The organism is Ruegeria sp. PrR005, assembly GCF_010500245.1.
Taxonomy (GTDB): Bacteria; Pseudomonadota; Alphaproteobacteria; order Rhodobacterales; family Rhodobacteraceae; genus Ruegeria_B; species Ruegeria_B marisflavi.
This window is the reverse complement of record NZ_JAAGOX010000043.1, coordinates 260,388-273,079: the sequence shown is the minus strand read 5'-3', so window position 1 is coordinate 273,079 and position 12,692 is coordinate 260,388. Positions and strand designations below refer to the sequence as shown.

The 12,692-nt window shown below is 63.7% G+C and carries 12 protein-coding genes; 6 read left to right on the top strand and 6 right to left on the bottom strand.

Translation table 11 applies throughout. From position 1 onward, the window contains the following. Positions 1–76: 76 nt before the first annotated feature. Positions 77–1,258, top strand: a complete 1,182-nt coding sequence (locus tag G0P99_RS18685) for an SPOR domain-containing protein (protein ID WP_164131996.1) — start codon at positions 77–79, stop codon at positions 1,256–1,258. Positions 1,259–1,298: 40 nt separating this feature from the next. Here the strand turns inward: G0P99_RS18685 and G0P99_RS18680 are convergent, their stop codons facing one another. Further along, a complete protein-coding gene (locus G0P99_RS18680) occupies positions 1,299–2,312 on the bottom strand; it encodes a hypothetical protein (RefSeq protein WP_164131995.1) in 1,014 nt (337 codons plus the stop codon). Positions 2,313–2,458: 146 nt separating this feature from the next. Here G0P99_RS18680 and G0P99_RS18675 point away from each other — a divergent pair, with 146 nt between their 5' ends. From G0P99_RS18675 to G0P99_RS18655, 5 genes are all read left to right on the top strand, one after another. Further along, positions 2,459–3,373 carry a DMT family transporter gene (locus G0P99_RS18675; protein WP_239059867.1) on the top strand — a complete coding sequence of 305 codons (915 nt, stop codon included), beginning with the start codon at positions 2,459–2,461 and terminating at the stop codon, positions 3,371–3,373. A 31-nt stretch (positions 3,374–3,404) separates the two neighbouring features. Next, positions 3,405–4,052 (top strand): sulfotransferase family 2 domain-containing protein, encoded by a 648-nt coding sequence (locus G0P99_RS18670; RefSeq protein ID WP_164131994.1) that lies wholly within the window; start codon positions 3,405–3,407, stop codon positions 4,050–4,052. A 193-nt stretch (positions 4,053–4,245) separates the two neighbouring features. Next, a complete protein-coding gene (locus G0P99_RS18665) occupies positions 4,246–4,968 on the top strand; it encodes a Hint domain-containing protein (RefSeq protein WP_164131993.1) in 723 nt (240 codons plus the stop codon). Positions 4,969–5,076: 108 nt separating this feature from the next. Beyond that, positions 5,077–5,736: a HigA family addiction module antitoxin gene (locus G0P99_RS18660; RefSeq protein ID WP_164131992.1), complete on the top strand. Its 660-nt coding sequence runs from the start codon at positions 5,077–5,079 to the stop codon at positions 5,734–5,736. A 132-nt stretch (positions 5,737–5,868) separates the two neighbouring features. Further along, complete coding sequence (locus tag G0P99_RS18655; protein WP_164131991.1) at positions 5,869–6,204, top strand: hypothetical protein; 336 nt, start codon at positions 5,869–5,871, stop codon at positions 6,202–6,204. Between the two features lie 75 nt (positions 6,205–6,279). On the opposite strand, the gene G0P99_RS18650 is transcribed toward G0P99_RS18655, so the two are convergent. From G0P99_RS18650 to G0P99_RS18630, 5 genes are all read right to left on the bottom strand, one after another. Beyond that, complete coding sequence (locus G0P99_RS18650) at positions 6,280–8,481, bottom strand: 3-hydroxyacyl-CoA dehydrogenase NAD-binding domain-containing protein (protein ID WP_164131990.1); 2,202 nt, start codon at positions 8,479–8,481, stop codon at positions 6,280–6,282. Positions 8,482–8,492: 11 nt separating this feature from the next. Next, a complete protein-coding gene (locus G0P99_RS18645) occupies positions 8,493–9,704 on the bottom strand; it encodes an acetyl-CoA C-acetyltransferase (RefSeq protein ID WP_164131989.1) in 1,212 nt (403 codons plus the stop codon). 10 nt (positions 9,705–9,714) lie between these two features. Next, positions 9,715–10,353, bottom strand: coding sequence for a glutathione S-transferase family protein (locus G0P99_RS18640; protein ID WP_164131988.1), 639 nt, complete (start codon positions 10,351–10,353; stop codon positions 9,715–9,717). A gap of 270 nt (positions 10,354–10,623) precedes the next feature. Next, positions 10,624–10,836 (bottom strand): hypothetical protein, encoded by a 213-nt coding sequence (locus G0P99_RS18635; RefSeq protein WP_164131987.1) that lies wholly within the window; start codon positions 10,834–10,836, stop codon positions 10,624–10,626. A gap of 53 nt (positions 10,837–10,889) precedes the next feature. Beyond that, positions 10,890–12,671 (bottom strand): acyl-CoA dehydrogenase C-terminal domain-containing protein, encoded by a 1,782-nt coding sequence (locus tag G0P99_RS18630; protein WP_164131986.1) that lies wholly within the window; start codon positions 12,669–12,671, stop codon positions 10,890–10,892. Positions 12,672–12,692: the final 21 nt, after the last annotated feature.

Genomic DNA, 12,692 nt, shown 5'->3' with positions numbered 1-12,692 from the left:
CGAAACTGCGGCAAGTGCCGCTTTACTATCAATGGGTTTTGCGGCATCCTGCCTTCCATATCTTGTGGGGGCAGGCATGAGAGTTACCAGAATTATTGCAGTTTCGGTCATTGGGTTGAGCATCGGCTTCAGCTCGTTGAACGCTCAGACCCTGCGCGTTGCCACGCCTCCGGCCGAGTACCCGCCCGCGTCCTACAAGGGAAAACAATATGTTGACAGCCGCGGCTGCATCTTCATCCGGGCCGGTATCGACGGCAATGTGACCTGGGTGCCGCGCGTGTCGCGTGAACGCAAGCAGGTCTGCGGGTTCCAGCCGACCGCCGTGGCGGGCAGCACCACCAGCGCCCCGCGGCAAGCCGCGCCTGAGCTCATCACGCTGGATCAGCCGTCGACTGCAACCGCCTCGGCCCCGCCCCCGAAACCCAAAACGGCCAAGGCGCAACCTCAGGTCCGCACCGTGGCGGCCCCGGCCCCCCGGTCGGCGCCACAGGCGGCCAAGCCGGTGGCGGTGAAACCGGTTGTGGTTCCCTCCACGCGCACCACTACGGCCCGCCCGGTCCCGGTCCCGGTCGCGCCGGTCACCACCTCTACGCCCAGCCAGGTCACCCCCCGCACCGTCGCTCCGACCGCTGCGTCGACGTCGAACGGTGGCTGCCCGGATGCTTCGGCGCTCAGCCAGCGCTACATCAACCAGACCGGCGTTCGCTGCGGCCCTCAGCCCGAGCCGCCGATCACCTATGGCCCCTTGCGCAAAAACTCGTCTCTGGATACCGGAAAGCCCGGCTCGGGCAAGACAGGCGTGCCGGTTTCGCTGGAAACCCGGATCGTGCCGAAACATGTCTATGACAAGCGCCAGAACACCACCAACGTTGTCGTTCCGGCCGGGTATCGCAGCGTGTGGGCTGATGACCGCCTGAACCCGCACCGTGCCGAGCGCACCCTGCGGCCCGCCATCATCCAGAGCACCTATGTCACGCCGCAGGGGTTCCGCCCCGTCGATCGCAAGGATGGCCGGTTGAACCCGATGCGCGGTGTTCGCACCGCCGAAGGCGATGCTCAGATGAACGCGCTCTGGTCGAACGATCTGCCGCGAACTTTGTTGCCGGTGGACACCGCGCCGCGGACCATCACGGTGACCCATAGCGAACGGTCTTATCGGAGCATTGCCAAACCACCGTCCCATATCCGGCTGTCCACCCGCAATGCGCCTGGCGCCGTCTATCAGCCGACGCAGACGCCGAAACGTCCCAGCCGCTGATATCAACCGGGTAGGGGCCCCTTTGGCGGCCGATGCTTCGTCAACTGCCGCAGATGCCCTGCAACCGCACCCAATCGCGGTCGGCCAGCACCGGTTCCAGCGTGCGGCCGGTCATCGGGTCGGCCTCGATCAGCCCCAGAACCGACTCGCCGGTGATATCCCGGGCATAGGCATAGGGCGAAGATGGGATCGCGGCCTGCGAAAAGATCGCCAGCAGATCCTCGTCAGGCACATCCGGGCGCGGCTCGGCCAGAACGCGCTCGGCATAGCTGTCCAGGATCTCGGGCGTCAGCCCGCCCGTGGTCAGCAACCGGAACGAGGCCATCGGCCCCGCCCGGTACAAGAGCTCGTCCATCGGATCCCGCGCCAGTGCGCGGGACCGCTCAGCCAGGATGAATCCGGCAACAACCGAACTGTCCTCGAAATCCTCGATCAGGGTGTGGTTCAGAACGACGATGCCACCGGGCAGATAGAGGCTGGCCGCCAGCCCGCCGGGCACCACCACCAGGCGACGCACGCCGGTGCGCTGGGCCAGCTTGGCCAGCACCTGATCGGTCTCTTCGTTGCCACAGGTCCGCCCGGTCACCCGCTCGATCCGGCCCAGCACCGAACGGCCGATGTCCTGCCGCTTGATGTCGGGCACGACCGAGACGACATGCCGGCGCATCGCGCCCGGCAACCACAGCGTCAGGACAGCCAGAACCACCGCCACGACCACCCCGACCGAGATCCAGCGGATCCGCCCCGGATGCGGGCGCGCGGTCTCGATCGCGCGTTGCAACCGGTCGATAGCGGCAATCATCGTCGTTTCCGTCTCGGCCAGTTCCAGCGTCTCGCCCGGGTCGCCATCGGGGTTGTAGACCGCCGGGTATTCACCGGGATTGCGCCGTTCCAGCGCGGCCAATGACCAATGGGTCAGGGCGCGATCATTGAAGTCCGAGATCGTTAGAGTCGCTTCGCCGATCGACACCACGACTTCGCGGCGCTGTTCGTCCGGAGCCGGCCGCCACAACCCGGTGGCTTCGATCCGCTCGTATTGCTTGAGGGCTGTCATGCAGGGGTCTGGGTTGCTCGTCTTTGTTTTTTTGCAGAGTACACGCAAGCTGCGCCAGCATCAAACGCCTTGCGTCACCCGGTGGTCGCAATTCCAGAGCGGATGTCGCTGGCGGGCAAGTTCCGCAGACCATCTCTGATTACTCCATGAAGATGCAGGCAGAATCCCCATCCGCTCCGATTGCCGCGGCCTTTCTGATGGTTGCGGCAATGTCGATCATCGGCGTGATCGACAATTATGTGATCCGTCTGGCCGAAACCATCGGGCTGTGGCAGTTTCATTTCACCCGGGCCGCGATGATGCTGCCGCTGGTACTCCTCATGTCCATACTGGGGCTGGGCACCATGAGGCCCCTCCGGATGAATTGGGTGATCCTGCGCAGCCTGCTTCTGACCGTGGCGATGCTGTTCTACTTCAGCGCACTGTCGTTGATGTCCATCGCCCAGGCACTGGCGGGTCTCTTCACCTCGCCGATCTTCGTTCTTCTGATCACCGCCTTTGGTTTGCGCCAGCGGATCGGTCCCTGGCGGATCATCGCCGTTGTGATCGGCTTCGTGGGTATTCTCTTTGTCCTGCAACCGGATCCGGCGACATTCGACGCCACCATTCTGGTGCCCGTCGCGGGCGGTTTCTTCTATGCCCTCGGCGCGGTGGTGACACGGGCCAAATGCGCGCAGGAAAGCACCGCCGCGCTGTTGGGGGCGATGGTCACTGCGTTGGGCCTGACCGGGCTGGCGGGGCTTGGCTGGCTGGCACTGTTCCCTGCCACGGCGGCAGAGGGCGCGGCGGGATTTGTCACGCGCGGCTGGGTCTGGCCGATGACCGATGCATTGCCCTGGGTGGTGATGCAGGCGGTCGGTTCGGCCACCGCCGTATTCATGCTGATCAAGGCCTACCAACTGGGCGAGCCGTCTTATGTGTCGGTCTTCGAATTCTCGGTGATGATCTTCGGGCCGCTCTTTGCCTGGTTAGTCTTCGGCGTAGGGCTTGGCCCATGGCAGATCCTCGGGATCGGCCTGATCGTGGTGGCGGGCGTGATCATTGCGCTCAGATCGGGTTGAGCGCCGCCGTCCACCCGGCTAGCGTGACGCCATGATCATTTCACCCGGTCGCGGCTATATCTTCGTGCATATCCCCAAGACGGGTGGCACTTCGCTGGCCATTGCGCTCGAAACGCGCGCGATGAAGGACGATATCCTGATCGGCGATACGCCCAAGGCGATCCGGCGGCGTGGTCGCCTGAAAGGGGCGCAGACACGCGGGCGGCTCTGGAAACACTCGACCCTGGCCGATATCGATGGGTTGCTCGCACCCGGGGCCTTGGAGGGGCTGTTCGCCTTTACCCTTGTGCGCAATCCCTGGGACCGGGCGGTCAGCTACTACCACTGGTTGCGGGGGCAGCGGTTCGACCATCCTGCGGTACATCTGGCAAAACAGCTTTCGTTCGACCGCTTCGTGACCGACCCGGCCACGTTGGCCACATTCGCCGCCAATCCGGCGGCCAGCTACATGCGCCGCGCCGACGGGGTCGAGCAATGCGCGGCCTATGTCCGCCTGGAACACCTGTCCGAGGATCTGGCGCCGCTCACCCGCCATCTGGGCTTCGCTCTGGACCTGCCGCATGATAACCGCTCGGATCGGGCGGCGGACTATCGCAGGTACTATACCGAGGACAGCGCCGCAGTGCTGGCGCGGGCCTGCGCCGAAGACATCGTCCGGTTCGGCTATGCTTTTGGGTGAGTTGGTGGGCTGTTGCTCGCCTGTCATCAATCCCGCCGGGCCGACAGGAATTACCCGGACAGCGCCGGACAATGCCCGCGTATTGCCCCGTTCCCGGCCTTTTTAGATCGTTCGAATCGGATTTCCTGTCTGGGCAACATGGTTAATCCGGCAAGCGAAGATCTTGCTGCTGCCACAACAAGGATGGGCGCGCGTGTTCGGATGGAAGACGAAAAGACCGGGTGAAAGCCCGGCAATGGTCGAGTCGATTGCGGCTCTGGATGGATTGCTCATAACCGGGCATTCGGGGTTGCTGGCTGGAACCTGCATCGCCTCGACGCTTGGCTGGAAGCCTGTCGAGATGCTCAGGGTCGGCGACAAGGTGCTGACCTTCGACAACGCGATGCAACCGATCGCCGATATTCAGCGCGAAAGCCTTGTCGTGCCCGATACCGGCCTGCCGCCACGCTACCGGCCCATGCGGGTGCCCGAAGGGGCCCTGTATAACCGGCGCGACATCTGGCTGATGCCAGACCAGGGGATGCTGATCGAATGCGAGGCGGCTCTGGATACCTGCGGCGATCCCTATGCCGTTGTTCCCGCACGCTGCCTGCGCGGTTTTCGCGGTATCGCAGCCGGCATTCCCCCCGGCACGTTCGAGGTGACAACGCTGGCGTTCCGCCAGGACGAGGTAATCTATGTCGAAGGCGGGCTGCTCGCCTATTGCCCGCAACCGCGGCAGCTGCTGGAGGATTTCGGCTCGGGTCGCGGACAGGTGTACGACACGCTTGTCGGCCCGGCGGCGCAGTTTCTGGTCAATTGCCTGATCGACGACGATGATGGTGATGCGCTTGGCGGCAATCCCGCAGATGTCCCGGGACTGCCCCGGGGGCCGATCCGGCCCGGCCGCCCGATGGCCCCGAACCCGTTCGGCTGATCGTCGGACCCGTGGCCGCGCGGCGAATTGTTGACCGGCGCGGCAACCGATGGCATCCCATTCTTTAGCGCAGGCAATGCGCCGGACCGATGCACAGGGAGCGCGAGAGTGACAGAGACCGCCAAAGCCACCGTTACAGCCGCCGATGCCGCACAGGTCAGGGCCTGGCTGGATGAGGACAAGATCCTCCTGGTCGATGTCCGGGAAACCTCGGAGTATGAGGTTGAACACATCTCAGGCGCCCTGCTGCTGCCCCTGTCCAGCTTCGACCCCGAGCTTTTCCCCTCGGTCCCCGAGAAAAAGGTCGTCCTGCATTGCGCGGTCGGCAAACGGTCCGAAGCGGCAGGAAAGATGCTGCTGAAAGAGGGCCATCGCGATGTCGTCCATATGGAGGGCGGTATCGAGGCGTGGAAGGCCGCAGGCTTTGCCACCGAAGTGCAGATCCTGCCGCCTGACGCGCAAAAACCGAAACCCGTCTTCATGTGCCCGCCGCCGGGGCGCGTCCTGCAAGAGGAATACCTCGATCCGCTCGGAATATCGCCCCGGGAACTGGCGCTGGCCACCGGCCTGCTCGAAGGCCGGGTGAACGACCTGCTGGCCGGGACCTCTCCGATCGGGGTCGAGGCCTCGTTGCGGCTGGCCCGCTATTTCAGCACCGCTGGCGATTTCTGGGTCCGCTTGCAGCTGGAACACGACATGGAGCGCGCCCGCCATTCGGTGGGCGAACAGATCCGCCAGCAGATCACGCCGCGCACCGCCGCCATGTAACGGCCAATGGGGCGGGGGACGATCCGGAGGAACGGAAATCAACTCCCACCCCTTGGATCAGTGCTTTGTGATATCGCATTTCGGGACTAACCTGCGGGCATGACCGGCAACCTCGAGAAAAGACGAGCCCTCTTGGCTGAGTATTTGGCGGGCGTGCAGTCCATGGACCCGGTGCGTGCAATGCGTGCCGCCGCGCCCGGCTATCTCTGGTATGATGGCATGGTCCCCGAGCCGATAACCAGGGAACGCTTTGCGGATTACCTGCTCAGCTGGGAGGATCGCATGAAATCCATAGGTGGCACGGGCCGTTACGAAGTTTCCGACGAACTTGCCGCAGATCGTGACGGATACATTCTGCGTTGGGCCTGGTGGAAATTCGTCGGCACGGACGTGGGCGGATCTGCCCTTCTCAAGGTCGGCGACGAAGGCGTGATCTATGAGAAGATCGCCTACTTCAAGCCGGTTTGACTCCCCCTGACTTACCCGTAATGCAAACCGGCGCCCCCTTGCGGGAGCGCCGGTCATGCTAGTCATCCTGACAGATCAGGCCGCCGATTTTGCCTCGGGGTTGAAACGTCCGTAAAAGGTCTGGCCCTTGTCGGCCATCTCGCGCAACAGCGGCGGGCAGGCGAAACGCTCGCCGTATTTCGCTGCCAGCTGGTCACAGCGTTCGGCCGCATAAGGCGTGCCGATGATGTCGATCCAGCTGAGCGGGCCGCCCGACCAGGGGGCAAAACCCCAGGCCAGGATGGCGCCCACGTCGCCTTCGCGGATGTCTTCCAGCACGCCTTCTTCCAGCGCGCGGACCGCTTCCAGCACCTGCGCGAACATCAGCCGTTCCTGAACCTCGATCAGGTCGGGCTGCTCTTCGGCCAGCGGGTACTTGTCCTGCATGCCTTTCCAGTAGCCGGTGCGCTTGCCCTTGTCGTCATAGTCGAAGAAGCCCGCATTGGCCTTGCGGCCCATCCGCCCCAGCTCTTCCATCCAGAAGATCAGGTCGTCCGCCGGGCTTTCGGGATAAGCATTGCCCATCGCCGCCTTGGTCGCCCGCGCGATCTTGGCGCCGAGGTCGATCGAGGTCTCGTCGGTCAGCTGGATCGGACCCACCGGGAAACCCAACTGCCGCGCCGCATTGTCGATCAGCACCGGCGACACGCCTTCGGTGATCATCCGCGCACCTTCGTTGACATAAGGGATGATGCAGCGGTTGCAGTAGAAGAAGCGCGCATCATTGACCACGATCGGGGTCTTCTTGATCTGACGCACGTAATCCAGCGCCTTGGCCACCGCGCGTGGTCCGGTTTCCTTGCCTTTGATGATCTCGACCAGCAGCATCTTTTCGACCGGCGAAAAGAAGTGGATGCCGATGAACTGCTCAGGCCGCACGCTTGCCTTGGCCAGACCGGTGATCGGCAGGGTCGAGGTGTTGGAGGCAAAGATGCAATCCTCGGGGATGATCGCCTCGACCTTCTTGGTCATTTCGGCCTTCACGCCCGGATCCTCGAACACCGCCTCGATGATCAGGTCACAGCCTTTCAGCGCGTCCAGATCCGGGGTGGCGGTGATCAAGCCCAGCATCGCCTCTTTCTTTTCGGCGGTGACCTTGCCGCGCTTCATCCCCTTGTCGAGGTAGGCCGCGGTATAGGCCTTGCCCTTGTCGGCAGCGGCCTGATCACGGTCGATCAGAACGACCTCCATGCCGGCCTGCGCGCTGACCAGCGCGATGCCCGCGCCCATCATGCCCGCGCCCAGCACGCCCAGCTTCTTGACCCGCTGGTCGGGGATGTCCTTGGGCCGCACCGCGCCTTTCTCCAGCGCCTGCTTGTTGATGAAGAGGCTGCGGATCATGGCCGAGGAAGAGGGGTTCATCAGCACATGGGTGAACCAGCGTGCCTCGATCCTGAGCGCGGTGTCGAAATCGACCAGCGCGCCCTCGTAGATGGCGCTCAGCAGTGCCTTGGGCGCGGGGAAGGCACCTTGGGTCTTGCCGTTGACCATGGCGGCCGCGCCGACAAAGGTCATGAAGCCCGCCGGGTGATAGGGTGCGCCGCCGGGCATCTTGTAGCCCTTGGCGTCCCAGGGTTTCACCAGATCGGCATCCTTGGCGTTCAGCACCCATTCCTTGGCTGCGGCGACCGGATCGTCCGACACCGCGTCGACCAGCTGCGCACCCTTGGCCTTGGCCGGGTCCATCATCTTGCCTTCCAAGAGGACCGGGGCCGCCGCCATGGCGCCCACCATGCGGGAATAGCGGATGGTGCCGCCGCCACCCGGGAAGATGCCCAGCAGGATCTCGGGCAGGCCGATCTTTGCCTTGGGATTGCTGGTCATCACCCGGTGATGACAGGCCAGCGCGATCTCGGTGCCGATCCCGGCGCAGGTGCCGTTGATGGCGCAGGCAACCGGCTTGCCGCCCTTCTTGGTCTTCGCGTCCATGCCCGCCAGTTCCAGCTTGCGCAGGATGCGGTGGCCGCCCATGACAAAATCAAACAGACCCTGAGCCGGGTTGTCTCCCGCTTCCTCGCGGATCACCGCCAGCGTGTTCAGGTCCATGCCCCCGGCAAAGTCGGACTTACCGCTGGTGATGACGATACCCTTGACCGCGTTATCGGCCAGCGCCTGATCGACCAGCCCGTCGACCAGCTCAAAGGCTTCGCGGGTCATCACGTTCATGGATTTGCCTTCGGCGTCCCAGGTGATGAAGGCGACGCCGTCCGCGTCTACGGAGTATTTGAAATCAGCCATGTGTTCTCTCCTTACACGCGTTCGATGATGGTGGCCGCGCCCATGCCAGACGCAATGCAGAGCGTTGCCAGACCGGTTTCCAGATCACGACGCTCCAGCTCGTCCAGCAGGGTGCCGATGATGATCGCACCCGTGGCGCCCAGCGGGTGACCCATGGCGATCGAGCCGCCGTTGACATTGACCAGTGCGGGATCGACATCGAACGCCTGCTGGAACCGCAGGACGACCGATGCAAAGGCTTCGTTCACCTCGAACAGGTCGAGATCGCTGATCTTCATGCCGTTATCGGCCAGGATCTTCTCGGTCACCGGCACCGGGCCGGTCAGCATGATGGTTGGATCGGTGCCGATCTTGGCGGTGGCCTTGATGCGCGCGCGCGGCTTCAGCCCATATTTCTCGCCGAATGCCTTGTTGCCGATCAGCACGCCAGCAGCACCATCGACGATGCCTGAGGAGTTGCCCGCATGGTGGATATGGTTGATCCGCTCCAGATGCGGGTACTTCAGCATCGCCACCTTGTCGAACCCGGGCATCTGCTCGCCCATCATCTGGAAGGCGGGGTTGAGGCCACCCAGCGACTGCATGTCGGTGCCCGGACGCATGTATTCGTCATGATCGAGGATCGGCAGGCCGTTCTGGTCGCGCACAGTGATGACCGACTTGGCAAAGCGGCCCTCGTCCCAGGCCTCCTTGGCGCGACGCTGGCTCTCCATCGCCAGCGCGTCGGCCTGGTCGCGGGTGAAGCCGTATTCGGTCGCGATGATATCGGCCGAAATGCCCTGCGGCACGAAATACCGGTCCATCGCCAGGGTCGGATCGACGGCAATGGCGGCACCGTCGCTGCCCATGGCCACACGGCCCATCATCTCGACCCCGCCAGCGATATAGGCATCACCGGCGCCGCCCTTGACCTGGTTGGCGGCCAGGTTGACCGCCTCCATGCCGCTCGCGCAAAAGCGGTTGATCGCCAGGCCCGGAATACGCTCATCCAGGTCCGAGGCCAGCACCGCCGAACGGGCAAGGCACCCGCCCTGTTCCATCACCTGGGTCACGTTGCCCCAGATCACGTCCTCGACCGCGTGGCCTTCGAGATTGTTGCGCTCTTTCAGCGCGTTCAGCGTCAGCGCCGACAGACGCACCGAGGTCACCTCGTGCAGCGCGCCGTCCTTGCGGCCCTTGCCGCGCGGCGTGCGCAGGGCGTCATAAATGTAAGCTTCGGTCATAGTGGTCTCCTCAAGCTCGATCCGACGGATTGCCGGGCATCAGGTCATAGGGGTGTTTCCAGCCGGGCAGGGCAGAGATACGGCCCAACCAGGCGTCGATATGGGGCCAGTCGGCACGGTCGAAACCGAAAGGCTCGGGATAGTAGAGATAACCGCAGCAGCTGAGATCGGCATTGGTGACGCCATCGCCCACGATCCAGTCGCGGCCTTCGAGATGGGCGTTCAGCGTGGCATAGGCGGCCTTGAGCCGACCCTGGTTAAACGCGATCACCTCTTGCGGGCGCTTGTCCTCGGGCAGGAAGTTCATCAGGAACCGGGTCAGGCCGGCCATCGAGCTGAGCTTGTGGTTGTCCCACAGCACCCAGCGCAGGATGTCATAGTTCTCCTCGCGGGTCTTGCCGCCGAACCGGCCCGATTTTTCGGTCACATAGGCCTGGATACAGCCCGACTGGCTGGTGTGGAAATCGCCATCCACCAGCACTGGCGCCTCGCCCATCTCGTTGACGGTGGCGCGGTACTCGGGCGTGCGCGTCTCGCCCTTGAAGAAATCGACAAACACGGGTTCCCAATCGAGACCCGAGAGTTGCAGCGCCAGCGCCGCCTTGTAGGAATTGCCGCTTTCTCCAAAGCAGTAGAGTTTGATCGTCATCGAAGCCTCCCTTTGGCCAGTGTCAGAGCGGGGGTTTCACACCCCCGCACCCCCGTGGAGTATTTCCGGCGAAATGAAGCAAGGGCCTCTTTACCGGGCATTAAGGTTAATCTTGTCTGTTCCCGGCTGCGGTACAGGCTGGAGAGCCGATGACCGTGCGAGGTGAAGCCCCGCCGTCCCGCCTGCGTTCCGCCCGGCGGTCGGGCCGGATGGCGGGGTGGACGCCCATGGTCTTCATCTCGCTGCAAATACTCTCGCCGAAGGCGTCTTCTACCGCTTGCGGTCGTCGAGTTCGGCATTGAAAAGGCGCAGCCGGTGGATCAGGTTCTCCTCGTTTATCACGCTGTTGAAATTCTCGAACAGGAAGGACAGCGCCTCGCCTTCATCGAGACCGGCCTCCTTGCTGAACGCCTTGAGGCGGCGAAAGCCGTCTTCGGTCATGGCGACAGTGAAGCGGCGGGTCAGGCGAAAGCGTTTGGGCATCCGGGTGCTCCCATCAAGGCGGGGTAGGGTGGGCATTCCTGCCCACCGCTGGCTCAGAAGTTGGCGGCATCCAGTGCCATGACCGTGTCGGCGCCGGTCTGGATGCGGGCCAGGTGCAAGGCCGTGGCCGGCAGACGGCGTGCCATGTAGAAGCGGCCTGTGGCGATCTTGGTCTCGTAGAACGCGGTGTCCGAGGCGCCTGCGGCCAGCGCGGCACGCGCCGCCTTGGCCATCTGAGCCCACATCAGGCCCAGGCAGACATGGCCGAACATGTGCATGAAGTCATACGAGCCCGACAGCGCGTTGTTGGGGTTCATCATGCCGTTCTGCATGAAATACATACCCGCTGCTTGGAGGTCCTTGGAGGCCGCCTTCAGCGGTTCGATGAAGGCCTTGTCATAGGCCTCGTCTTGGCCCGCGTTGTCCTTGCAGAAGCTTTTGACCAGCTCGAAGAAGGCCATCACGTGCTTGCCGCCGTCCTGGGCGAGTTTGCGGCCCACCAGATCCAGCGCTTGCACGCCATTGGCGCCCTCATAGATCATCGCGATGCGGGCGTCGCGGGTGTATTGCGACATGCCCCATTCCTCGATGTAGCCATGGCCGCCATAGACCTGCTGCGCCTGCACGGTCATGTCATAGCCCTGATCAGTCAGGAAGCCCTTGATCACCGGTGTCAGCAACGACACCAGCCCATCGGCATCCTTGTCGCCGGCGCGATGGGCCGCGTCGATCATCGTGGCGCCCCACAGGATGAAGGCGCGTGCACCCTCGGTGAAGCTCTTCTGGTCCATCAGGTTGCGACGGATGTCGGGGTGTACGATCAGCGGATCGGCCGGGCCATCGGGGTTCTTGGCCCCGGTCACGTCGCGGCCCTGAAGCCGGTCCTTGGCATATTCCAGCGCGTTCTGGTACGCCGCATCGGCCTGAGCGAGGCCCTGCATGCCGACGCCCAGCCGGGCCTCGTTCATCATGGTGAACATGGCGCGCATGCCCTTGTGTTCCTCGCCCAGCAGATAGCCGGTGGCGCCGTCATAGTTCATCACACAGGTCGAATTGCCGTGGATGCCCATCTTTTCCTCGATCTTGCCGACCGAGACCGCGTTGCGCGCGCCCAGGCTGCCATCCTCGTTCACCATGAACTTCGGGACAATGAACAGCGACACGCCCTTGATGCCTTCGGGGCCGCCCACGATCTTGGCAAGCACCAGATGCACGATATTGTCGGCCATGTCGTGATCGCCCGACGAGATAAAGATCTTCTGCCCGGTGATCTTGTAGGAGCCATCCGCCTGCGGTTCGGCCTTGGTGCGCATCAGGCCCAGGTCGGTGCCGCAATGGGGCTCGGTCAGGTTCATGGTGCCGGTCCATTCGCAGGACACCATCTTGGGCAGATAGGTATCCTTCTGCTCGTCCGTCCCATGCGCCAGGATCGCCGACGCGGCGCCATGGGTCAGGCCCTGGTACATGGTGAACGCCTGGTTCGAGGCCGAGAACATCTCGCCCACCGCGGTGCCGATCACATAGGGCATGTTCTGGCCGCCATATTGCTCGGGCATGTCGAGCCCGGTCCAGCCGCCTTCCTTTACCTGCTCAAAGGCGTCCTTGAACCCGGTCGGGGTATAGACCACGCCGTTTTCCAGCCGGCAGCCCTCGGTATCGCCAACCGCGTTCAGCGGGTGCAGCACGTTCGAGGCGATCTTGCCGGCTTCTTCCAGCACGGCGCCGGTGAATTCGGGGTCCAGTTCGGCATAGCCGGGAATGTCGGATTCCGAGACCTTGAGCACTTCGTGCAGGATGAACTGCGAATCCTTGGTCGGCGCGGTATAGATGGGCATGTAACGGCTCCCTGAAGTCGT